Annotated in this window: 20 protein-coding genes; 12 read left to right on the top strand and 8 right to left on the bottom strand. The window is 65.3% G+C overall.

The features are described 5' to 3' along the window. Positions 1-244: 244 nt before the first annotated feature. The 5 genes from E5162_RS05645 (at position 245) to E5162_RS05625 (ending at position 5,978) form a co-directional block, all read left to right on the top strand. Positions 245-1,351, top strand: coding sequence for a Ppx/GppA phosphatase family protein (locus E5162_RS05645; protein WP_135943946.1), 1,107 nt, complete (start codon positions 245-247; stop codon positions 1,349-1,351). A 2-nt stretch (positions 1,352-1,353) separates the two neighbouring features. Further along, positions 1,354-2,070, top strand: a complete 717-nt coding sequence (locus tag E5162_RS05640; protein ID WP_206751048.1) for an RlmE family RNA methyltransferase — start codon at positions 1,354-1,356, stop codon at positions 2,068-2,070. A gap of 30 nt (positions 2,071-2,100) precedes the next feature. Then, positions 2,101-2,889 carry a Coq4 family protein gene (locus E5162_RS05635; RefSeq protein WP_158291207.1) on the top strand — a complete coding sequence of 263 codons (789 nt, stop codon included), beginning with the start codon at positions 2,101-2,103 and terminating at the stop codon, positions 2,887-2,889. Between the two features lie 185 nt (positions 2,890-3,074). Next, the gene (gene guaB, locus E5162_RS05630; protein ID WP_135943944.1) at positions 3,075-4,550 is read left to right on the top strand and encodes an IMP dehydrogenase; all 1,476 of its coding nucleotides are present in this window, start codon (positions 3,075-3,077) and stop codon (positions 4,548-4,550) included. A gap of 108 nt (positions 4,551-4,658) precedes the next feature. Then, positions 4,659-5,978 carry an RsmB/NOP family class I SAM-dependent RNA methyltransferase gene (locus E5162_RS05625; protein WP_135943943.1) on the top strand — a complete coding sequence of 440 codons (1,320 nt, stop codon included), beginning with the start codon at positions 4,659-4,661 and terminating at the stop codon, positions 5,976-5,978. Here the strand turns inward: E5162_RS05625 and E5162_RS05620 are convergent. Both E5162_RS05620 and E5162_RS05615 read right to left on the bottom strand, forming a co-directional pair. Beyond that, positions 5,942-6,751: a sulfotransferase family protein gene (locus tag E5162_RS05620; RefSeq protein WP_135943942.1), complete on the bottom strand. Its 810-nt coding sequence runs from the start codon at positions 6,749-6,751 to the stop codon at positions 5,942-5,944. The genes E5162_RS05625 and E5162_RS05620 overlap by 37 nt on opposite strands. Continuing rightward, positions 6,744-7,541: a sulfotransferase family protein gene (locus E5162_RS05615; protein WP_135943941.1), complete on the bottom strand. Its 798-nt coding sequence runs from the start codon at positions 7,539-7,541 to the stop codon at positions 6,744-6,746. The genes E5162_RS05620 and E5162_RS05615 overlap by 8 nt, the downstream gene beginning before the upstream one ends. A gap of 270 nt (positions 7,542-7,811) precedes the next feature. Between E5162_RS05615 and guaA the strand changes: the two genes are divergently transcribed. Together guaA and E5162_RS05605 are read left to right on the top strand one after the other, a co-directional pair. Continuing rightward, a complete protein-coding gene (gene guaA / locus E5162_RS05610) occupies positions 7,812-9,380 on the top strand; it encodes a glutamine-hydrolyzing GMP synthase (protein ID WP_135943940.1) in 1,569 nt (522 codons plus the stop codon). Between the two features lie 4 nt (positions 9,381-9,384). Further along, complete coding sequence (locus tag E5162_RS05605) at positions 9,385-9,585, top strand: SlyX family protein (protein ID WP_206751047.1); 201 nt, start codon at positions 9,385-9,387, stop codon at positions 9,583-9,585. A gap of 8 nt (positions 9,586-9,593) precedes the next feature. Here the strand turns inward: E5162_RS05605 and E5162_RS05600 are convergent, their stop codons facing one another. The 3 genes from E5162_RS05600 to E5162_RS05590 form a co-directional block, all read right to left on the bottom strand. Next, entirely contained in the window at positions 9,594-11,618 is a 2,025-nt protein-coding gene (locus E5162_RS05600) for a CocE/NonD family hydrolase (RefSeq protein WP_135943938.1), read from the bottom strand. Then, positions 11,615-12,919 (bottom strand): ATP-grasp domain-containing protein, encoded by a 1,305-nt coding sequence (locus E5162_RS05595; protein ID WP_135943937.1) that lies wholly within the window; start codon positions 12,917-12,919, stop codon positions 11,615-11,617. Before E5162_RS05595 ends, E5162_RS05600 begins: the two co-directional genes overlap by 4 nt. A gap of 123 nt (positions 12,920-13,042) precedes the next feature. Next, positions 13,043-15,529 carry an NAD-dependent epimerase/dehydratase family protein gene (locus tag E5162_RS05590; protein ID WP_135943936.1) on the bottom strand — a complete coding sequence of 829 codons (2,487 nt, stop codon included), beginning with the start codon at positions 15,527-15,529 and terminating at the stop codon, positions 13,043-13,045. Between the two features lie 139 nt (positions 15,530-15,668). On the opposite strand from E5162_RS05590, the gene E5162_RS05585 reads away from it, so the two are divergent. Further along, complete coding sequence (locus tag E5162_RS05585; RefSeq protein WP_135944151.1) at positions 15,669-16,436, top strand: cytochrome c oxidase assembly protein; 768 nt, start codon at positions 15,669-15,671, stop codon at positions 16,434-16,436. Beyond that, a complete protein-coding gene (locus tag E5162_RS05580; protein WP_158291206.1) occupies positions 16,433-16,978 on the top strand; it encodes a CopD family protein in 546 nt (181 codons plus the stop codon). Before E5162_RS05585 ends, E5162_RS05580 begins: the two co-directional genes overlap by 4 nt. Here the strand turns inward: E5162_RS05580 and E5162_RS05575 are convergent. Beyond that, positions 16,888-17,451: a DUF2231 domain-containing protein gene (locus E5162_RS05575; protein WP_135943935.1), complete on the bottom strand. Its 564-nt coding sequence runs from the start codon at positions 17,449-17,451 to the stop codon at positions 16,888-16,890. The genes E5162_RS05580 and E5162_RS05575 overlap by 91 nt on opposite strands. Positions 17,452-17,475: 24 nt before the next feature. Here E5162_RS05575 and E5162_RS05570 point away from each other — a divergent pair, with 24 nt between their 5' ends. Genes E5162_RS05570 through E5162_RS05560 form a run of 3 tightly spaced genes read left to right on the top strand, consistent with a single transcriptional unit; the run spans position 17,476 to position 21,004 of the window. Beyond that, positions 17,476-18,132: a cytochrome c oxidase subunit II gene (locus E5162_RS05570; protein ID WP_206751046.1), complete on the top strand. Its 657-nt coding sequence runs from the start codon at positions 17,476-17,478 to the stop codon at positions 18,130-18,132. Beyond that, complete coding sequence (ctaD, locus tag E5162_RS05565) at positions 18,129-20,651, top strand: cytochrome c oxidase subunit I (RefSeq protein WP_206751045.1); 2,523 nt, start codon at positions 18,129-18,131, stop codon at positions 20,649-20,651. Before E5162_RS05570 ends, ctaD begins: the two co-directional genes overlap by 4 nt. After that, a complete protein-coding gene (locus tag E5162_RS05560) occupies positions 20,648-21,004 on the top strand; it encodes a hypothetical protein (protein WP_135943933.1) in 357 nt (118 codons plus the stop codon). The genes ctaD and E5162_RS05560 overlap by 4 nt, the downstream gene beginning before the upstream one ends. 24 nt (positions 21,005-21,028) lie before the next feature. On the opposite strand, the gene E5162_RS05555 is transcribed toward E5162_RS05560, so the two are convergent. Together E5162_RS05555 and E5162_RS05550 are read right to left on the bottom strand one after the other, a co-directional pair. Further along, positions 21,029-21,733 carry a GntR family transcriptional regulator gene (locus E5162_RS05555; protein WP_135943932.1) on the bottom strand — a complete coding sequence of 235 codons (705 nt, stop codon included), beginning with the start codon at positions 21,731-21,733 and terminating at the stop codon, positions 21,029-21,031. Beyond that, complete coding sequence (locus E5162_RS05550) at positions 21,730-23,094, bottom strand: formimidoylglutamate deiminase (protein WP_206751044.1); 1,365 nt, start codon at positions 23,092-23,094, stop codon at positions 21,730-21,732. Before E5162_RS05550 ends, E5162_RS05555 begins: the two co-directional genes overlap by 4 nt. Positions 23,095-23,176 lie beyond the last annotated feature (82 nt).

Here is a 23,176-nt window from a genome sequence, read left to right as displayed (position 1 = left end):
GGTCTCCGTCCTGTTTGCGAACAAATCTATTTAGGGTGCGCCTGGCCCGCTTCGAGGGGGTGGAACTGTCTCTGCTCCTGGCCGGACCCGGACGGCAGCTTTCGATATGACACAGGCGTGTTATCATCGCGTTCAAACGACAGGTTGACGGCATCGGGATTCGTCTGACCGCGCGGTCGATTGTGTTGCACATCAGGCAGCCGCGCGAAATGGCATCCGGGCCCGTCATGTAAAGGAAAACATCATGGCCAAGGACGCTGCCGGCGAGGAGCCGGCGCGCCAGGGCCCAAATCGATCCCGGAAGGCAGGCCGGGGCGAACCGCTCTTAGGAGCGATCGATCTGGGTACGAATAATTGCCGGATGCTTTTGGCGCGCAAGACGCGCGAGGGGTTTCGCGTCGTCGATGCCTATTCTCGAATCGTACGGCTGGGCGAGGGGCTGGGTGCCAGCGGCCGCCTGTCCGATGAGGCGATGGAGAGGGCAATCGAGGCGCTGAGCGTCTGTGCGCAGCGCATTGAACGCAAGAATGTCCAGAAACTGCGCGCGATCGCGACCGAGGCGTGCCGCCGGGCAGCCAATGGCGTCCATTTTATCGAGCGCGTGAAGGCCGAGACGGGCCTCGATCTGGAAATCGTGACTGCCGAGGAAGAGGCGCGCCTGGCCGTCCAGGGCAGCCTGGATCTGCTGGACGAAACTCTGGATGCGGCCGTGGTCGTCGACATTGGCGGCGGGTCGACTGAATTGTGCTGGGTCGACCTGGCCGAGTGGCGGGCCCGCGGCGGACTGGCCGAGGGCGGTCGCCCGCCCTTGCGGGGCTGGTCGACCATGCCGATGGGCGTCGTCACCCTGTCCGAGCAGTTTCCGGAGCCGGAAGGCGAGTCCGAACGCGCCGAATGGTATGAGGCGATGAAGGCTCAGGTCCGTCAGTACATGAAACCGCCCAAGGGCGCGCGCCGACTGCGTCCGCTCTTCGAGACCGGCCGGGCCCACATGGTGGGGACGTCCGGGACAGTCACCTCGGTGGCGGGGGTTTATCTCAATCTGGATCGCTATGACCGCTCGCGGGTCGACGGCTTGTGGCTGGACAGTGCGGACGCGCGCGAGGTGTGCGCGCGTCTGGCGTCGAAAGATGCGGACGGCCGGTCGAAGGAAGGATGTATAGGAACCGAGCGGGCCGATCTCGTGCTCGCCGGCTGTGCCATTCTCGAGACCGTGATGGATTCCTGGCCGACCGAGCGCATGCGTGTAGGCGACCGCGGACTTCGCGAAGGTCTTCTGTTAAACCTCATGCGGAAGAAGCGCCGGCGCGGGCGACGTGGCCGCGGACGGTCCTCGGGAAAGGATAGCTAGCGATGAGCGACGATGGCGAAGAACGCCGCCGGCGCCGGTCCGGCCCCATGAAAAAGGGCGGGGATGCCCGCGCGGCCAAGCAGTTTCATACCAAGGTCAAGACCGCACGCGGCCGCAAATACTCCTCCAAGCTATGGCTGGAGCGGCAGCTCAACGACCCCTACGTCTTGCGTGCCAAGCAGGAAGGGTATCGCTCGCGCGCGGCGTTCAAGCTGTCCGAACTTGATGACCGCTTCCATTTTCTCAAGCCGGGTATGCGCGTGGCCGATCTCGGCGCTGCGCCGGGCGGCTGGGTCCAGATCGCGCTGGAGCGGGGGGCGTCGACGGTGGTCGGTGTCGACCTGATCGAGATCGAGCCGATCGGCAACGCGACCCTGATGGTGCTGGATTTCACCGAGCCGGATGCGCCGGACCGCGTCCGCGAGGCGCTGGGCGGACCGGCCGATGTGGTGCTCTCCGATCTGGCGCCGTGGACTACCGGGCACAAGCAGACCGACCATTTGCGGATCATGTCGCTGGTCGAGGCGGCGGCGTATTTCGCCATCGATACCCTGAAGCCGGGCGGCGTGTTTATCGCCAAGGTCTTTCAGGGCGGCGCCGAGGGCGACGTGCTCGACATGCTCAAGGCGCGCTTCGAGAAGGTCCGCCACGCCAAGCCGGACGCGAGCCGGGCTGAAAGTGCGGAAACCTACCTAGTCGCGACGGGTTTTAGAGTGTAAAGTGTTTTTCGAACAATGTTCGAGGTAAGCATGAGCGCTCCGGCTCGTTTCGATTCCCATTCGGTCTACACGCCTGATTTCCCCCATGGACCCGTGCGCCCGTTCCGCGCGTGGAAAGCCTTCTGGGGTCTGGTTGGAGACCGGGACGACACCCGCTTCGTGTTCGATTTCTTCCAGGCTGTGAACGGCAAGACAGCCGGCCCGTATTTCCGCCGCTATCTGGCAAGCGAGTTCGGTCAGAAGACGCTCGCTGACCCCGAATACATCGACACGCTGCTGCTCGACCGGCGCCGTCTTGAGGCGGCCGGGCCCGACAGTGTCGCCGCGGCCTACCTTCATTATCTCGACAGCGAGGGGCTCCATCCGCTTGGCGTGCACGATGCGGCCGTTGCCTCTGCGCCTGAACTCTATGCCCGGATGGATCGCGATTACCCGGAATATTCGGTCATGCGGCGGAGCACCTCGATCCTGCACGATCTGTATCACGTGCTGACCGGCTATGGCCGCGACCCGCTGGGCGAGGCGGTCCTGCTGGTCTTCTCCGGGGTCCAGAGCGGCAATCGCGGCGCGACCTGGCTCGGACATCTCGCCGGATTGCGCATCCGCTCGGAAATGAGGTCCTGGCCGGTCGGCAAGATGATGCGCAACACCACGCGGATGGCCAGGGAGGCCGACGATCTCGGGCTGACCGATCCGGCAAGCTATCTCCATCTGCCACTGGACGAAGCCCGCGCCCGGTTCAACCTCAAGCCGGATCCGGTCTACCGGCATTTGCGGGACACCTACACCGGACCCGAACCTGTGTCCGGCGCATCCTAGCTTCGACCCGCGCGGGCCGCCCCGGCGGACCTTCATTTCCTTTCGATCTCGTCGCTTTCCCGGACCCGCATCTCCCTGGCCGGGCCGGTCGGGTGTGCGCAGGGACGGGCGGGTGGCAGACCCGGCTCTTGCCTCGCCCTAAAAATCTGTTAAAGCGGCCCCGCAAGAGAGAAGGAGGTCTCCCCATGGAGATTCGCGAAGGTCTCACCTTCGACGATGTGCTCTTGCAGCCCGGCGCATCTGAAGTTCTACCCGCCGATGCGGATATCCGCACGCGCGTCACCCGTGACATTCCGCTCAACATTCCGATCCTGTCGGCCGCCATGGACACCGTCACCGAGGCGCCGCTGGCGATCGCGATGGCCCAGGCCGGCGGTCTGGGTGTGATCCACCGCAACATGACCAATGAGGAGCAGGCCGAAGAGGTCCGCCGGGTCAAGCGGTATGAGAGCGGGATGGTGGTCAATCCGATCACGATCAGCCCTGATGCACGCCTGGCCGAGCTGCAGGCCCTTATGGACCGGCACAAGATCTCCGGCATCCCGGTTGTCGAAGGCAGCGAGAACGGTGTGCCCGGCCGGCTGGTCGGTATCATCACGAACCGGGACGTGCGCTTTGCCGAGGACATGAACGAGCCTGTCGCCGACCTCATGACCTCCTCCAATCTGGTCACGGTCAGGCCGGGCGTGGACCAGGCCGAGGCAAGACGGCTTCTTCACAAGCACCGGATCGAGCGTCTTCTCGTCGTCGATGACGACAACCGCTGTGTCGGCCTGATGACCGTCAAGGACATGGAGAAGGCGCAGGCCTACCCTATGGCCGCCAAGGACGAGCATGGCCGTCTGCGCTGCGCCGCGGCGACGACCGTTGGCGATGCCGGGTTCGAGCGCGCCGAAGCCTTGGTCGACGCCGGCGTCGACGTCGTGGTCATCGATACCGCCCATGGCATGTCGCGGTCCGTGCTCGACCAGGTCCGGCGGATCAAGGCCGCGTCCAACCGCACCCAGGTCATCGCCGGCAACGTGGCCACGTATGACGGCGCTGCAGCCCTGTTTGATGCCGGTGCCGATTGCGTGAAGGTCGGGATCGGACCCGGTTCCATCTGCACCACGCGCGTGGTGGCCGGTGTGGGCGTGCCCCAGCTGACCGCCATCATCGAATCGCGCAAGGCGGCGGACAAGTTCGGCGGCACGATCATCGCCGATGGCGGCATCAAGTATTCCGGCGACATGGCCAAGGCCATCGCGGCGGGTGCGCATTGCGTGATGATGGGCTCGATGCTGGCCGGGACCGAAGAGGCTCCCGGTGAAGTCTTCCTTTACCAGGGCCGGTCCTACAAGGCCTATCGCGGTATGGGCAGCGTCGGGGCGATGGCGCGCGGATCGGCTGACCGGTATTTCCAGAAGGAAGTGTCGGACAAGATGAAGCTGGTCCCCGAGGGCATTGAAGGCCAGGTGGCCTACAAGGGGCCCGTCGGCCCGATCCTGCACCAGATGGTGGGAGGCCTGCGCGCGGCGATGGGCTATACCGGCGCGCTGAATGTCGCCGACTTCCAGGAGAAGGCGGTGTTCGTGAAGATCACCAATGCGGGTCTGCGCGAAAGCCATGTCCACGATGTGGCGATCACGCGGGAAGCCCCGAACTATCCGTCGCCGACCTGACCGCTGGCGGCGCAGTATCCTGAAGAGAGCGCATGGCTGACCGCTATGCGCTCTTTCCATGTCGGGCTGGTATGATCGGCCCATTCTTTTGAAGTTGAGGAGCGGCCCATGCGCGACGGCGGACGCATTGCAGGTGCCATCGAAATCGTCGATGCGGTTCTGAACCGGCACCAGCCGGTCAAGGACGCGCTGCGTGACTGGGGCAAGGCCCATCGCTTTGCCGGATCCGGCGACCGGGCCTGGATGTCCGGTCTGGTGATGGACGCGCTGCGCCACCGCGCCTCGTCGCGGGTTCAGATGGGACAGGACACGCCCCGGGGCCTGGTTCTCGGCGCGCTCCATCGCGGCTGGGGATTGAGCGCCGAGGCGATTGCCGAGCGCCTCGCCGACGATCCTCACGCACCCTCTGCTTTGAGCGAGGCCGAGCTTGCGGCCCTCGACGCGCCATCCGCAGATCTCCCGCTCGCTGCGCAGGCTGAGATCCCCGATTGGCTCGAACCCAGCTTCGTGCGCGCCTTCGGTGGCGATGCGGCGGCCGAGGGGCTCGCCATGGCCACGCGCGCGCCCGTCGACCTGCGCGTGAACACGCTGAAGACCGATCCGGAGAAAGCCCAGGCAGCCGTGGTCGCCAAGCTAAAGGACGCGGCGCTGAGCGAGCTGGTCGCGAACGCCATCCGTATTCCCGGCACCGATCCGCGCGCGAAGGCCCCTCCGGCCGATGCGATTCCCGCCTATGGAAAAGGCTGGGTCGAGGTCCAGGATATCGGGTCTCAGATTGCGGCCCTGGCGGCCGGCATGATCGAGGGTGGGCAGATCCTCGATTACTGCGCCGGCGCGGGCGGCAAGACGCTGGCGCTCGCCGCCCTGTCCGCCAACTCGGGACAGGTCCATGCCTGGGACTATGACTGGCGGCGCCTGCGCGCCATCTGGCCGCGGCTGCAAAGGGCGGGCGTCCGCAATGTGCAGGTCCATGACGGCAAGGAAGACGAGGCGCTGACAGCGCTGGCGGACAAGATGGACGTGGTCTTCATCGACGCGCCATGTACCGGCTCCGGCACCTGGCGCCGGCGCCCCGACTCCAAGTGGCGGCTCAAGCCGGAGGCGCTGGAGCGCCGCATCGCCGAGCAGACCGAAGTGCTGGAGCGGGCGAGCCGCTATGTACGCCCCGGTGGCCGGCTGGTCTACGTGACCTGCTCGATCCTGCCCGAGGAGAACGAGGATCGTGTGGCGGCGTTTCTCGAGTCCGCGCCGGACTTCCGGGCCGAGCCCGCTCTGGGCGCGATGATGGAGACGGGTCTGCTCACCGGCGAGGGCGAGGTTCAGGTCGGCGCCTGCGCGGGCCGCTTCGATGCACTCCAGCTTACCCCGGCGCGAACCGGGACTGACGGCTTCTACATCTGCGTGATGCGGCGCGGCGAGGGCGGGTAGCCCAGCTGCGCCAGGAGCGAGCTGATCTGCGAGATCGAGTGCGCCCGCGCCTTGAGCGGGGCAGGCGCCCGGCCGACACGGTTTCGGGTGAGGGGCTTGCTCAGCAGGGCCTCGCTGTCGCGCTCGGTGCCGACCAGGTCGAGACTTCGACGATGAAACTCGAACACGTCCCGTGGCATCTCCAGCTCCATGAAGGCGAACAGCGCTTTCAGCGTCCGCTTGGGCCTTTGAACGAGGTCTTCATAGCGGACGCGCAGACACCGTTGCGGGCCAATTTCGGCTTCAGCGCGCAGACCGGCACCGGCCAGCCGGGCCCAGTAGGTCAGGGCTGCCAGCGGATCGCGGACATGGTCGAAAGCCTGGCCCGTCTGCGGGTGGCGCCAGTCACGCTCCAGCAACGAGGCTGCGACGTCGCGCCCGTCCCTCACGACATGGACAAATTTCGCCTGCGGCAGCAGCCGCGCGAGGTCTGCGAAGACGACCACGTTCAGCGGGCTCTTGTCGACGATCTGCACAGAGTCGCCCGGGCCGAGCACGCCGATCAGCAATTGCGCCATGTTCTGCCGCACCGCCTCGGCATCGAGCGCGAAATCGGTCGAGTGCAATTGCCCGAGCGACGTTGAAAAGCTCTTCCACTGCATGACGATGGGTGGCGCCAGCACGGTATCCGAACCGCAGTATATTCCGGGATGGGTGGAGAGCAGGGCGCGCAGCAAGGTGAGGCCCGAGCGCGGGCAGCCGCCGAGAAAGACGGGGGCGGGCGCCTCACTCATAGCCGAGCCGGCGCAGGTCCGGACCGATAATCGCCTCGACGGTCTGGAGCTGGCGCCCGGTCAGGTCCTCGCGCCAGCGGCCGATGGCACGCGCGTCGATCGGCTGGGCCACTCGCTCGGCGCTGGTTTCGTTCTCACCGGCGTCCGGCCGGAAGATCCTCGTGTGATCCAGCGTCGCCGGATCGACCTCTTCGCCGAGAAACGAGAACAGTGCCGTCAGCGTGGCATCGGGAGACCGGGCGAGGTCTTCGTAGCGCAGCTGGTGAAACTGTCCGTCACCGGCCATGTCTTCGGCCGCGTGAACCGAAGCCTGCCACAGGCGCGCCGCCGCGGCCGGGTCGGTGACGATATCCATCGGCTGGCCCGTGCGGGCGTCGGTCCAGTCAAGCTTCAGCAAGGATGCGACCACGTCGCGCCCGTCGCGGATGACCGTGATCAGCGGGCTCGACGGAAAGAGATGACGCAGCTCTTTGAAATGCAGGGCATTGGCCGGAGTCTTCTCGGCAATGCGCTGGCCGGCATGGGTCTCGCTCAGGCCTGACAGAAAGCCGGAAATCGCGCGGGCGAACACGCCGTTGAGATGCGCTTCGTCAATCCCGGCCTGGCGGCTGAGCGTGGTCAGGCTGGTCTGCTTGATCTGTTCGGAGAGCGAGCACAAGGACGGGATTACCCGCAGCTCCGGCCCGCAATAGATGCTGCCCGTGGCGTTGAGCAGGGCGCGCAATAATGTGGTGCCCGATCGGGGCGCGCCGCCCACGAAGATCGGGCTGCCGGGGAGGGCGGCCGTCATCCTAAACTCCTGACCTGTCTTTTCTTTTTTCGCTAGGTGTCGGAGTCACGCCGCGATCGGCAAATTAAACTTCCGTCATGACGGACCTGTTTGGGCCATGGCTCCCAGGGAGGGATCGCCGCGAGCCCGGTGGTTTCAGGGCTTTCGCGCGCTCGTGGACGGCGGATTAAACATGAGTAGGGTTTCGGACAGGCGGGCGAAGTCGTGCGCACCTCGCCGACGCACAATCCCTCTGGTCACGCGTGGCGATCCGCGCTAATTGCGCCTCGCATGAGCTCGATTCAGGAACACCACGAGAAATTGCTCGTGATCGACTTCGGCAGTCAGGTCACGCAGCTCATCGCCCGCCGTCTCCGCGAGAGCGGCATCTATTGCGAGATTCATCCGTTCAACACGGTTGATGACGCCTTTCTGGACAGGTTCCGGCCCAAGGCCGTGATCCTCTCCGGCGGACCGGCCAGCGTGCATGGCGAAGGCACGCCGCGTGCCCCGCAATCGCTTTTCGAGCGCGGAATTCCGGTACTGGGGATCTGCTACGGCGAGCAGACCATGTGCGCCCAGCTCGGCGGCAGCGTCGAAGCGGCGGAGGAACGCGAGTTCGGCCGCGCGGATATCGAGATCGTCGCCGACAGCCCGCTGCTTGAAGGCCTCGGCGGGGTCGGCCACTCCGAACGCGTCTGGATGAGCCACGGGGACCGGGTCAATGCGATCCCGCCCGGCTTCCACCCGATCGCGGTGACGCGTCATGCGCCGTTCGCGGCCATTGCCGACGAGTCCCGCCGCTTTTACGGCGTCCAGTTTCACCCCGAAGTGGTGAATACGCCCCGCGGCGCGCTGATCCTGCGCAATTTCACGCACGAGATCGCCGCCATGAAGGGCGACTGGACGATGTCGGCCTTCAAGGATGAGGCCATCGCCAAGATTCGCGAGCAGGTCGGCGACGGCAAGGTCATCTGCGGTCTGTCCGGCGGGGTCGACAGCTCGGTGGCCGCCGTACTGCTGCACGAGGCCATCGGCGACCAGCTGACCTGTGTGTTCGTGGACACTGGCCTGATGCGCGACGGCGAGGCCGACCAGGTCGTCGACCTCTTCCGTGAGCACTACAATATTCCGCTCGTCGCTGCGTTCGAGGAAGAACGCTTCCTCTCCGCGCTCGAGGGCGTCAGCGACCCCGAAACCAAGCGCAAGACCATCGGCAAGCTCTTCATCGACGTGTTCGAGGAGAATGCGAAGCTGGCCGGCGGCGCGGACTTCCTGGCTCAGGGCACGCTCTATCCCGACGTCATCGAAAGCGTTTCCTTTGCCGGTGGCCCGTCAGTGACGATCAAGTCGCACCACAATGTGGGCGGGCTTCCAGAGCGCATGAACATGCAGCTCGTGGAACCCTTGCGCGAACTGTTCAAGGACGAGGTGCGCGAGCTCGGCCGCGAGCTGGGACTACCGGAGAGCTTTGTCGGGCGTCACCCCTTCCCGGGGCCGGGCCTGGCGATCCGCATTCCGGGCGCGGTCAGCAAGGACAAGGCCGACGTGCTTCGCCATGCCGACCGGATCTATATCGAGGAAATCAAGAATGCCGGCCTCTATGACGTGATCTGGCAGGCCTTCGCCGTCCTGCTGCCCGTCCAGAGTGTCGGTGTGATGGGCGACCAACGCACCTACGATCACGTTCTGGCCCTGCGCGCGGTGACCAGCGTCGACGGCATGACGGCCGACTATTTCCCCTTCGATCACGATTTCCTCGGCCGCGTCGCCACGCGCATCATCAACGAGGTGCGCGGCGTGAACCGCGTCGTCTACGACGTGACCAGCAAGCCGCCGGGGACAATTGAGTGGGAGTAGGGGCGTGAGCGAGGACCGTCTCGACAATCTGGAAACCCACATCGCCCAGCAGGAGCAGGTGATCGAGGATCTGTCCGAAGCGCTCGCGCTTCAGCAGAAGGACATCGAACGGCTGAAGGCGCGCCTCCTGCGGTCTGATGACCGCATTGCCGAGCTGGAGGCAGGCCTTCCCGCCGCTCCCGGTGAAAAGCCGCCCCATTACTAGCCTTTCGCCTAGACCAGGTCGCGCGGAATGGTCTGGCTCCAGCTGCGGCTGAACTGGCGCACATCGCCTTCACAGGCGTCGAGCTCTGCGTCGATATGGAAATTGTCCCGGTCGGCGCGCAGCACGGTTCGCGTGCGGCTGCTGACCGACCATGAGCCACGCGACAGGGAGCGCCACCATTCGGTCTCGCCCCGGGCCGAGGCGAAGTCGTCGCCCCTGGCCGAATAGACCTCGCGCGCCCGCGCGGTGACCGTCAGGTCGATATCGTCGAACCGCATCCGGCCCCGGTCGTCGGTCACTTCAAGGCTGGAAACCTGGCTGGCCAGGTCGTGGGAGACGCGCCAGGTGTGCTCGGGCGCGGCGAGCGTGGTCGTCTCGGGCGGGGGGGCGCTGACAGGATCGCCGAAATCGGGCAGGTCCTCGTCGCTTGCGCGCGGTGGCCGCACCGGCAGGTTCAGCCGGCTGGCGCGAGTCCACAGGGTCAGTCGTGCATCTTCGGGCGGGGTCCAGGCCAGAGGCCAGTAGACGCTGGAGATCGACAGCCGGATCCGGTGCCCTGCCGGGATCGTCTGCGCGATATGGTTCATCGGTACGCGCACCTTGTAGCGGCGCCCTGGCTCAAGGGTCCCGGGATGCGCGCGGCTGTCGCGATGGGTGAGGTTGAGAAGGCCATAGCTGATCCGGGTCGCCTGCTGGTCGGGCCTGATATCCGACAGGCGCACCGCGACAAGGGCCACCGGCTTGTCGGAGGCTATGTCGAGCTCCACCTCGGGGCTGCCCATGATTTCGATTGGTTCTTCAAGGCGCTCGGTCTGGAAGACCAGGGAGCCGCCATCCTCCAGGCGCTGATCGCCAGCAAGGTCCGGCCCGTTGGCGTAGGAACACCACTTGCCCGCATATAGGCCCAGCGTGACCGGTGACTGCACGTTGAGCGCTTCCTCTTCCTGACCGGTTTCGGTGTCATCCAGATTCATGCCCCGGCCCAGCCAGTAGGTCTGCGTCTCGATGCGCGGGGACGGCCAGGAATCCTCGGCCACCCACCGTCCCGGCCTGTGGTCGTATTCTGGATAGGGCGGGGCGCTGTCCTGCATCCAGGCGCGGATCATCGGTTCGGACTCCACTCCGTTCTCTTCGCCCTTCAGCCAGCGGTCCCACCAGCGGCGCAGTTCGTAGAGGAAGTCGATGGCCGGCCCGGGGCGCCCGATATGCGGATAGGTATGCCCCCACGGCCCCAGCAAGCCTTTGCGGGGTCCCGACAGGTTTTCCATCAACCGAAAGACCGTGTTGGTATAGCCGTCAGCCCAGCCGCTGACAGCGAAGACCGGGATGTCTACGGCTTCGTAATTCTCGCAGATCGACCCGTGGCGCCAATAGGCGTCGCGGCGCTGATGCTGCAACCAGGTTGTCAGCCACAACCCGCTGCCTTCCAGCCGCTCCTTCCACATATCGCGCCAGCGATCCCCGACCAGGGCCGGATCAGGCGGCATCGTGTTGAAGGAGAACATGACCGACGACCAGGACAGATTGTCGCCTAGCAATGTGCCGCCCATGTGATGGATATCGTCCGCATAGCGGTCGTCGCTGGAGGACACGGTGACCACGGCCTTGAGCTGGGGCGGGCGCATCGCGGCGATCTGAAGCGCGTTGAAGCCGCCCCAGGAGATGCCCATCATCCCGATATTACCGTCGCACCAGTCCTGTCCGGCGATCCATTCAAGCGCTGCAATCCCATCATCGAACTCCGATTGCAGGTATTCGTCGGTCAGCACGCCCTCGGATTCACCGCTGCCGCGGATGTCGAGCCGGATACAGGCGTAGCCGTGGCCTGCCAGATATTTATGCGTGATCTCGTCGCGTTCGGTCGTACCGAACCGTTTGCGGTACGGGATGTATTCCAGCACCGCAGGAACGGGCGAGGCGTCCGATCCCTTGGGCCGCCAGATGCGCGCGGCCAGGTTCAGCCCGTCTGTGACGGGAATCCAGACGTTTTCCTCTTCGATGATCTCGTGAGGGAAATCTTTGATGATGGTCATGAGGCCAGCGGTAGCGGCTTGATGTGAAAGTGCAGGGAATCGACGCAGCGCGCGAAGGCGTCCTCGATCATCTGCTCGGACTCACCACCGAGAAAAAGGTCGGCGAGCTCGTAACTATAGCTCTCCTGATAGAAGAGGCTGGAGAGTTGAAGCCCTTTCTCGACGTGAATCTTCGTATCGATATCGGGCAGAATGCGATCGAGCGCGGCAATCTCGTCCTTCGACGGGACACGCTCGACGATGCCATCGGCTTCGAACGATCGGACGATGAATTTCGCAGCGATGGCGTCCTTGCCCTTGCCTTGAGGCATGTCCGGCTCGCGTCCGCGGCACAGGTCGATGGGCACCTTGTGGTGGGAGTGTCCGTCGACCATGCGAAATTGCGGGGCGTGCGATTTGGATATCCGGGGATTGATCTCCAGCAGGTTGAGCACATCGGTTTCGGGGTCCCAGAAGAACTCCACGTTGAACGGCGCTGAATCAAAGCCGATCCGGCGCAGGAATGTCGATGCCTGCTCGGTTGCCTTCTTCACAACAGTCTCGGGCAACTCCGCCGGATACTGGAAGCGCGAGAAGCTGGAATTGAGCGCGCCGCCGCGCACCGAATCCACGCCGCCATAGATCGTCGTCTCGCCGTTGAAGACGTAGCCTTCCAGAGTGAACTGGCGCGGCGCAGAGATGATCTCCTCGGCCACGACGTAGTTACCGTCCACACTGTCAGGTGCGAAGTCTGACTCCAGACGAGCGAGGAACTGGTTGAACGGCTCGCCCATGAGGTGGATTTTCTGACGGCAGGCGTGAAGCGCCTTGTCCAGGTCCGAGGCGTCCCGGATCATGAAGCCCAGCACGGAGGAATGTCCTTTCACCGGCTTGAGCCAGAACGGGAAGTCCGGCGCGTCCTTGCGGGCCTGCTCCGGCTCGAACGGATTAAGGGCGCGAACCTCCGGGGTCTGTGCGGGCATGGCGGCCCGCTGCTCGCGGCGCATCCACCATTTGTGTTCGCACAGCGCGACCGCTTCCGGCTTCGCGTATGGAATATCGAAATCGCGGCACAGAAGTGACACCAGTGACGAGACCGGAAAATCCAGGTCCCCGATGATTGCATCCGGCTTGCCGCCTGCGTCCTCGATGCCAGCTTTGGCCCTTTGATAGAGATCGTCAAAATCGATCCGGCCATGGGCGGGCTGGACGTCGTCGTGGTGCAGGACAGGCTGGATTTTGGCGCTTTTCATTCCGGGCAATTCCCGGATGAGCGCGAGATTGTACTCGTCGGAACCAATCACAATGATGGTGGCGGTCATGGTGACCTCACGTCTGCTTCTGGAGCCGCAAAGCCGGCCTTCGAAGTATGCTAAGGCAACGGCAGCATTGCCGGATTGTTCCTGCCTCGCTGAAGGTCGTTCGACGTCCAAGGGGCGCTGACGCTAGACGATGAAGCGATCCCAGGAGCCGTAGGTCTTTTCGACCCGCCCCTTGGGCAGGCTCAGCGCAATCAGGGCGAGACCGGCGATCACACCGGCCAGGATCTGGACCAGATCGGCAGACAGGACGAAGGGCGCGACGATCAGCGCAGCGCCGAGCGGCAGGTTCAAGTAGCGCACTGCACGCGCCGATTCTGCGAAGGCGGTAACCGAGACTGTGATGGCCAGCGCGCCGATCAGGTGATCCATATTGGCCATCCAGCCTTCGGCTCCCAGCGTGAGGCGCGTGAACATCAGCCAGACCCCGATCGCGATGCAGCCCAGCAGTGGCAGAGGATAATTCACCCCGCCGAGCAACATCTCTTTGAGCAGAGCCGGGAAGGGGCGATGGAAATCGTCGCGTTCGCGCGTCTCGCCTTCGTCGGTATCGCCGACGAAGAAGATGCGCAGCAGCGGACGGCCCTTCTTCTTGCGGCGGACGAGGAATTGACCGCCCGCCACCAGCTCGTCGAGAGAGAAGGGCACCTGGAGCAGCATCGCCGCAGCCTGGATCAGGCACAGCGTGCACCACGTACCGATCACGATCGGCTGGATGATGATGAAGAAGATCGAGACCGCGCCGAGCGGCACGATCATGACGCCGAATGCGGTAACAAGCCACGGCATGGTTCGCCACCGCCGGTTCGTCCCCATGAGACCAGCCAGAATTTCCAGCATGTAGACGACGGCTCCGACGCCTGCGTCAGGGATCGGCCACGCCTTGGATACGCTGGAGGTCGTGATGTCTTCCGATCCGTTCAGCCCTTCTCCGCGCGTGCCGCTGAAGAACGGGTCCCAGACTCCATCGATATGGCCGAGCTGGAACGCCGTGAGATGGCGCGAGATCAGGAGGCCGACCAACGCCAGCGCGATAATGGGCAGGCGCTGCATCCAGGACGAGGGGGAGAATTCCCAGCCTGGCGGAATATCGGGCCCTGTCTGGGCGGCCGCCGGCGAGACCCCGGGAGAGGGGCGAACGCAGAGTGAAAAGCCGATCACCAGAGCCCCGACCAGGGTTTCGTTGAGATAGGCGTGTGCGGTCGGCGCCCAGAAGATCAGCGGCGCCCAGAGCAGCCAGAACCCGGCTGCGGCCACGACCCATCTCGCCCGCTCGAACCGCAACGACGTCGAGAGAAACGCGAAGATAGTGATCACGGCCCCTGAGAGGACGTCGCTCCACGCCAGCGCCGCCGACCCGTAATCCATCGACATCGGAGATGTGACGAGCCACAGGCCCAGCGCGGCGTTGAGCAGGTGTGCCCAGCGATTGCGGGAGTGTTCGGTGACCCGCTGCGTTTCGCGGCGTTCACGCACCCACTCGGGTGCATCGCTTTTCTCTGCCGCGGTATCCAGCCAGTCCGGCGCGGTCATGCCATGCGCCTCGTACCAGCCCATCGGATCGCGTTTCAGCGCATCGACGATCTTTGGCAAGGTCCGGCGTATGCTGTGTCTGGGATGCCATCCCAGCAGGCGTTTGGCGCGGGAGATGTCGAGCGCGTAATGGTCCTGGGCCATTTCCACCATGAAGGGGCGGATGAACGGCTTCTCGCCCTGGTCGATCGCGTCGGGGACCAGGGGTTCGGCTTTCTCCTGCGCCCAAGCGCCGACCTTGGCCACAGGCCCGGGAACGGACAGCGTCTCCCACTCCTCGGCGCCGTGGACGAGGCGTCCGATGTCGTCCTGAAGTTCCTGGTAGGCGACCGCCTCCGGTTCTCCGGCCAGGATTACGCATTCCTCCGGCAGGTCGCTGCGCTTCTCGATTGCGCGCCGGAAGACCTCGATCATGTCCTCGCGGTGGATCATCGACTGCCCGGCCTCGCCTTCGCCCGGGTAGAGCCGGCTTTTCAGATCGCGTTCGTAGATCCGGGCGATCTGATGGGCGAGCGTGGGCACGGCACTTTCATCGTCGTACAGTCCGGCAAGGTGCAGGAGCGTTACCGGAATGCTGCCGCGCTCGGCGCGGATGATCTCTTCGGTCTTCGCCTTCGATTGCGGATAGGCCCATTTGGGTTTGATCGGCGCGTCTTCGTCGATGCGCTCGCCCGGTTCGCCCGGTTCGTGCACGAGCATGGTGCCCGAATAGATGAAGCGCTCCACGTTCAGCTTGCCCAGCGCCCGCATCAGGTTGCGCGTGCCGGTTTCATTGACCTTCTCGTAGAGCGGGCTCTCTTCGCCACTGAAGTCGAAATAGGCTGCCAGATGCACGACGGCGGCAACATCCCGGCCGTACTCGGCGCAAAAGTCGTTCAAGGCCTGGTCGACGGCGTCTTCGTCCGACAGGTCCACTTCGTAGCAGGGCACGTTTGCGCCGCCACATTTCAGGTCGAGCCCAACGACCCGGTAGTCGTCTTTCAGGGCAGTCGTGACATCGCTGCCGATCGAGCCGGCCGCGCCGGTGACCAGTACAAGCGGACGCTCGGTGTCGGGGGTGCCGGATGTATCGTCAGTCATAGCCACCTAACCAGTCCTTTTAACGATTGTTCCAAGCGCCCTCCGGATCGGACCGGCGTGCTGGGAACTTGCGTCAGCGCTCCCCGGTTCTTCGGCGCAGGGAACGCTGGGGACCTCTGCTCGTTAGGCAGATATGAGCATGGTGGCGGCTTCGATCTCTAACACGCGCGCTTGGGTGCCGTATTGCGGCCCCGGCGCAGACCCCGCGTCGCTTCTCACCGACTGGAATCTGGATCCGCCCCTTCTGCTCGCTCTGGCCGCCGCGGCGGTCTGGATCGGCATGAAATTCGTGCGAACGCGCCACGGAGGAGCGGCTGCAGGCGCGTGGCTTGTACTGTTCGCGCTCTTCGTGACCCCCCTGTGCGCGATGAGTGCAGCACTGTTTTCGGTCCGCGTTGCAAACCACATCGCTCTGGTCGCGGCCGCCGCGCCGCCGCTGTCCGCCGCCATGGGACAGGTGCGGCCGATCGAGCGCGGAGCCGGATTCGCGACGATTGCGATCGGCGCCCACGTGGCGGTCTTCTGGCTCTGGCACGGGCCCGCGCCCTACGCCTTCGCGCTGAGTTACGATGCTGGCTACTGGCTGATGCAGCTTTCCCTCCTGGTCACGGCCATCGGATTCTGGCGCTGCGTCGGTGCGCGCTGCGACCGGCCGGTCGCGCTGGCCTCCATCCTGACCGGTTTCGTCGCGCAGATGGGTTTTCTGGGAGCGCTCATCGCCTTTGCGCCCGAACCGCTCTACATCCCGCATTTCGCCACGACAGCGCCCTGGGAGCTCAGCCCGCTGGCCGACCAGCAGCTCGCCGGCCTCCTGATGTGGGTGCCGGGAATGGTCCCATATCTCGCAGTCCTGGTGGTGGTGGTGCGCCGCTGGTTCGTCCGCCTCAATGCGGAGAGCCCCGCGTGATCGTCATCGCTTTGAAAGCGGCGCATATTTTCGCGCTGACGGTCTGGGCCGGCGGATTGATCGCCCTGCCACCACTCCTGCGCCGCAAGCAGGAGCTGGCCAATCGGGCCGTGGAAGTGCGCCTGCACCATTTCACGCGCTTCGCCTACGATGCGATCGTGTCGCCGGCTGCCCTGGTCGCCATCGGGACCGGAACCGCGTTGATCTTTTCCGGTGTGATGCTTGGCGACTGGCTGTTCTTGAAACTTGTTGCGGTGGCCGGGATGGGCGGCACGCACATGCTGATAGGCCGGGTGCTCGATCAGCTCGAAGCGCCCGAAGCCAAACCGACTGAGTTCCGCCGGATGGCATTGCTCCTTGCGGCAATTGTCTTCGTCACCGCGACACTCTGGCTCGTCCTCCACCGGCCGGTGGTTGATCGCGACCTGTTTCCTCAATGGATGCTGGAAGGTCAGGACAAGGACTTGCCGTTCATCGATGAGGCCGGCGGCTCCGGTTCCGCAGCTGCCCCGTCCTCCGGCGCCATGGCGGTCCCGACCTGATGTTCGAACACGAGTTTGCCCCCATGCCATCCGGCGATGCCCACGACCGCAAGGCCGATCCAGGACAGCACCAGCCCCCAGGGCAGGACCGCTGCCTGGCCTTCCTGGAGACGCCACGCCCAGCTTGCCCCGACGATCCCGATCAGAACCATCGCCGCGACGGCATGGCTCCAGGCAGCGGCCCGGCGCCGTACGCCGGGCACGAAGACCATCTCGCCCAGACCCGACAGCGCCGCGACGCACCCCATCGCGAAAGCTCCGCCGCTGGCCCACAATGCCGCGCGGACCCAGAACGGATCGCTCGTCCACCAGTAGGCGACATCGGCAAAGGCGGTCGCGAAAACCCCGGCAATGGGAAAGGCGACCAGCATCGCGTGCACCGGGTGGCCGGCGACCGCGATGCGCGAGTCGAGATCGTGCCAGGCCGGGTCTGCGGCGGAAGGATTGTGAGCAGGGTCTTTCGAACTCGGCATCGGTTTTGGTCTCCCCTTGCGGCCTTGGGTGCGGCCCTGGCGGTATCGGCCTGCTCCGGGCCCTTCTCTGCACTCGATCCCGCCGGTCCCGCGGCGCGTGATCTTGCGGCAGTGTGGTGGGTGATGATTGCCGGGTCGGCGGTCATCCTGAGCGGCGTGCTTGGCCTCATCGGCTATGCCTTCCTCAACCGCGACGGGTTGCGAGACGTTCCAGACCGCGTCTGGCTGATTGGCGGAGGTGTCGGCTTTCCGATGGTGGTTCTCACCGCGCTGCTGGCCTGGGCGCTACCGACGGGCGAGTCCATGACCGGCGCGCGCGGCGAGGTCTACGAAGTACAGGCCGAGGCCTATCAATGGGGCTGGCGCTTCTCCTATCCGGACGGCGCTCCCGGTGAAACCGGCAGTGAGGCGGGCGTTCTGTACATTCCGGCCGGCGAGCCGGTCGATGTCGCCGTCACGGCTGTCGACGTCATTCACGCCTTCTGGATTCCCCGGCTCGCCGGGAAGATCGATGCCATTCCCGGACAGACGACCCACCTGCGTATCCAGGCCGACGAGCCGGGTGAGTATCGCGGCCAGTGCGCGGAGTTTTGCGGCCTGGGCCATGCAGGCATGAATTTCATGGTTGTTGCCTATGCGCCGGGTGACACCGGCGCGGCAGGTGAGGGGGACGAGCGATGAGCGAGCAGGGCACAGGCCGCATGACGCCCATCGGGCTGCACCGCGCGCTCGACGCGATCTGGCGCGCGCCGAAGGGTTTGGCCGCATTTTCGACCGTCAATCACAGCGTCGTGGGCCGGCGCTTCATTGTGACGGCATTCGTGTTCTTCGCCATTGGCGGCCTGATGGCGATGCTGATGCGCGCCCAGCTCGCCCGCCCGCAGAACCCCTTCCTCGGGCCGGAGGTCTACAACCAGCTCTTCACCCTGCACGGCACGGTGATGATGTTCCTCTTCGCGATCCCGCTCATAGAGGGGGTCGCGCTCTACCTTTTGCCCAAGCTCCTGGGCGCTCGCGATCTCGCCTATCCGCGCCTGAGCGCGTTCGGCTACTGGTGCTACCTGTTCGGCGGTGTGGCGATCCTGGCCTCCTTCGTTTTCGGCGTGGCACCGGACGGCGGCTGGTTCATGTATGTCCCGCTGGCCTCGAAGGCCTATTCCCCCGGGATCAATGCCGATGTCTGGCTGCTGGGCGTCACCTTTGTCGAGGTCAGCGCGATCTGCGCCGCGGTGGAGTTTGTCGTCACCGTGCTCAAGGTCCGCACCGGCGGCATGGCCCTGCATCGCATGCCGCTGATGGCGTGGTATCTGCTGATCACCGCCGCGATGATGCTGGTCGGCTTCCCACCCCTCATTCTCGGCAGCGTGCTGCTTGAGATCGAACGCGCCTTCGGCTGGCCGTTCTTCGCGCCTGATGCCGGCGGTGCGCCGCTTCTGTGGCAACACCTGTTCTGGCTGTTCGGCCATCCGGAAGTCTACATCATCTTCCTGCCCGCGGCCGGCGTGGTCTCGACCCTTATCCCGGTTTTCGCGAGGACGAGGATCGTCGGCTATGCGTGGATCGTGGCCGCCATCATCGCGCTTGCCTTCCTCAGCTTCGGCCTGTGGGTCCACCACATGTTCACTACGGGAATTCCCCATCTGGCTCTGGCATTTTTCTCCGCCGCCAGCACGCTGGTGGCCATCCCCACGGCGGTCCAGATTTTTGCCTGGACCGCGACGCTCCTGAAGGGTCGGCTGCACCTCAGCCTGCCCATGCTCTACCTTCTGGGCTTTTTCTCGGTCTTCATCTTCGGCGGGCTGACCGGCGTGATGCTGGCGATCGTGCCCTTCGACTGGCAGGTCCATGACACCCATTTCGTGGTAGCCCACCTCCACTATGTGCTGATCGGGGGCTTCGTGTTCCCGATGCTCGCCGCGGTCTACTACTGGCTGCCGCTCATGACCGGGCGGCTCCCGGTGTTTTCCGTGTCCAGAACCGCCTTCTGGCTGATCTTCATAGGCTTCAACACGACCTTTCTGGTCATGCACCTCACCGGCCTTCTGGGCATGCCCAGGCGCGTATTCACATATGAGGCCGGGCTGGGCTGGGATCTGCCCAATCTGATCTCGTCCTTCGGCGGATTCGTCATGGCCGCGGGCTTTGCGGTCTTCACGCTCGATCTCGTGCTCCAGTTCCGCTTCGGCCGCCGCTTCCGGCGCAACCCCTGGAAGGGCACGACACTCGACTGGGCGATGCCTACCCCGGCGCCCAGCTATAACTTCGCGGCCTTGCCGCGCGTGTCGTCGCGCGATCCCCTGATCGACGATCCGGACCTCGGCGCACAGCTCGCACGCGGCGAGGGGTATCTCGGCCGCGTCCGGGACGGGCAGATGGAAACGCTCGGCGTCGACATGGCGACTGGCGAGCCCGATCAGATCATCGTCCTGCCGCAGAATGACTATCTCCCGATCCTCACCGCCCTCTCGCTGGCAATCTTCTTTGGCTGCTTCCTCTTCGGTTTCTACGCGTTCTCGCCGGTTGGGCTGGGCCTGGCGGCGGTGTGCGTCTGGCGCTGGCTGTGGAGCATGGGCGCGAAGAACGATGGCGAGCCGGAAGCTGCGGGGCTCGGCCTGGAGCTGCCGCTCTATCACAGCGCGGCCAGGCCGCCGGTCTGGCTAGGCCTGATCTACTTCCTGGTCGCCAACGGGACATTCTTTGCCTCGCTGCTGTTTGGTTATCTCTTCTTGTGGACCATCGCCCCGAACTGGCCCCCGCCGCGCATGATCGAAGGCGGCATTGGGCTGGCTGTGCTGACGGCATCGGGGCTTATCCTGTCCGCGGTGAGCGCCGGGCGGGCCAGGGCGTTGAACGCGTCGGCGAGGCCGGGCCGCGATCTGTTTCAGGCATTGGCCGGGATATTCTCGGTCCTTGGCGGGGCCGGGCTGGTTGCGATCCTGATCATGGCCGCGCCGCCGCCGACCGGACACGCTTACGGCGCCGCGACCGCCGCGCTGCTGGGCTATGGGTTCCTGCACGCCGGAGTGGGGGCGCTGTTCTCGGCATACGCCGTGGCGCGTGGGCAGGCGGGCTTCATCTCGCCAGTCCGGGCAACGGACGCCCGCGCTCCGGCGCTGTGGCACGCATATACGGCGGTCTGCGCGCTCGCGGGCCTGGTCTTCGTCTATGGCCTGCCGCTCGCGATGGGGGGTGGAGCATGAGCGGCGACGGGCGGTTTTCCGGCCTGAATCTTCTCTGGCTCGTAGCCGGATTCACGGTCTGGAGTTCCGGCTTCGTGCTGCTCTACGGCGTGCATGCGATCGGATGCCGGGCCGGGTGGCCGGGTATGGAGCTCGGACCTCTGACGGTCCAGCGCGCCGTTTTGCTGGCGATTTGGGCCGCCCATCTCGCGGCAGGCCTTGCGCTCTTCGTGCCGCTGCACAGCGCCGCGAAGCGCTGGACCGGTCCGGCTGGAGACTTCCTGAAGGGCGCTTCGGCCCTGGTGACACTCGCCGCACTCGTGTCGACCCTGTGGATCGGGGCGCCGGTCCTGTTCCTGGAAACCTGCCGATAGCGCTGCCGGTCGCGTCGGAGGCACTCAGATCTTCGAATGCAGATCGTAGCCGGGCGCATAGGAGAGGCGCACGCTGGTGATGGCTTGGCCCTGGTCCCAAGTGATGCGATCCACAACGAAGATTGCCGCCGCCGGGTCCGCGCTCAGCAAGCCGGCGCGCGACTCTCCCGCGACCTCAGCGGAAAACGTGATGTCGCCATGGGTGAAGCGCGCATTCTGGAGCAGCCATTCATTCGCGCTGATGGCCGAAAAATCGACGCGCTCCACGCCGGGTACGGCAGACAGGTTGATCCAGCGATCCTCGTGGAGGAAGGGCTTGTTGTCGGCAAAGTGCAGCCCGCTCAGGTGCAGCATGGCCGTCTCGCGGTCCAGCCCCAGCCGGGAGCTGATCGCGACCGGAGCCGGGCACACCGCGCGCTCCAGCAGCGTGTAGCGCCAGCTTGCATTGCGCTGTTCGACCTCTAGCCGGATGATGGGAATGTCGAGCACGACCCGGCTGACCGGATTCAGGGCGACGCGGGTGCCCGCACGGCGCTTGCGGTCGATCAGGCCGGCTTCGGCCAGCTCGCGCATCGCCCGGTTCACCGTCGTTCGCGCGCATCCAAACTCGATGGCAAGATCGGCCTCGTTCGGGATTGGCGCGCCCGGCAGCCATTCCTTGGTCTGGATCCGGCGCAGCAATTCGACATGCACACCGCGCCAGGACCTTGTGTCGAGCGTTTCGGTCATGCGCGCTCCCTCAATGATCGCAGCGCCGCGCGATAGCGCGAGACAATGGCGTCGCGGTGCACATGGCGGCCCTCGCGCACCATGTGACGCCCGGCCGACCAGACATCGCTCACCGCGCCGTCGCCGTGCGCGAACACGAAGCTGTCGAGAAGCGTGTCTCCCTCCCGCCCGTCCAGATCGAGGGACGCGGAATCGAGCGCCAACAGATCGGCCCATTCGCCTTGCGCCAGGCTCCCGCTCTCGCGGCCGGTTGCCTGCGCGCCGCCGCGCACCGCGCCCTCGAACAACGTCCGTCCTGTCGAGCTTTCCCGGGACGCCAGGATGGCGCGGCCCTTGTCACGAAGGCGTTGGGAATATTCCAGGAGGCGAAGCTCTTCACTCAGCGAGATACGGATATTGGAATCGGTCCCGATTCCGAACAGTCCACCCTGTGTGAGATAGTCGGCTCCGTCGAAAATCCCATCGCCGAGACTGGCTTCCGTCACCGGGCAGAGGCCGGCGACTGCGCCCGACCGCGCCAGCCGCGCCGTTTCGGCGGCAGTCATGTGGGTGGCATGAACGAGACACCAGCGCTCATCGACTTCGTGCGCGTTCATCAGCCAGTCGACCGGGCGCTGGCCATAATGGGCCATGACCTCGTCCACCTCGCCGGTCTGTTCAGCGATATGGATGTGCACCGGCCGGTCCGGCGCCAGGGTGAGACAGTCTGCAAGACCCTCCCGGTTCACCGCTCTCAAGGAGTGGGGCGCCACGCCGATGCCCGCATCCGGGCCGAGGCGCTCCACGATCTGCGAGCTGCGCTCGAACAGGGCGGCGAACCGGTCGCCGGAATTTCCGAAGCGCACCTGTCCGCGTCCGAGCGGCGACCCGTCGCACCCGGCCTGCTGGTAGAGGACCGGTAGCAGCGTCAGACCGATACCGCTCTGGTCCGCCGCGGCAGCGATGCGCCCGGCGAGCTCGGCCAGGTCGTCATACGGCGTCCCGTCCGGCGCGTGGTGGATGTAGTGAAATTCACCCACGCAGGCATAGCCCGCTTCCAGCATCTCCATCTGGCCGAGCGCGGCGATGGCCTCCAGGTCGTCGGGGCCGACCGCGTCCAGAAAGCGATACATCAGTGCACGCCAGGTCCAGAAACTGTCTCCGGTGTCGGCGGCGCGCGCCTCGGTGAGGCCGGCCATCGCGCGCTGGATCGCGTGGGAGTGAAGATTGGCCGGAGCCGGCAGCAGGACGCCGACGCGGAGCGCATCGCTATCGCGCCCGTCGGCGAGCGCCTCGATCCGGCCGTCATCCCCGATCGTCACCTGAACGCCAGCGCGCCAGACGCCGCTGGCCAGTGCGTGTTCTGCCCAGATTTTCTGCACGCCGGACCCCATTGACACGTTAATATGTGCACACATAATGCAGCTAAACGCGAGTTATTCAAGGTGGCGCCCGTGCCCGCAA

Source organism: Marinicauda pacifica, assembly GCF_004793635.1.
Taxonomy (GTDB): Bacteria; Pseudomonadota; Alphaproteobacteria; order Caulobacterales; family Maricaulaceae; genus Marinicauda; species Marinicauda pacifica.
The sequence above is the reverse complement of the archived record's forward strand: the minus strand, read 5'-3'. Positions and strand labels throughout refer to the sequence as shown.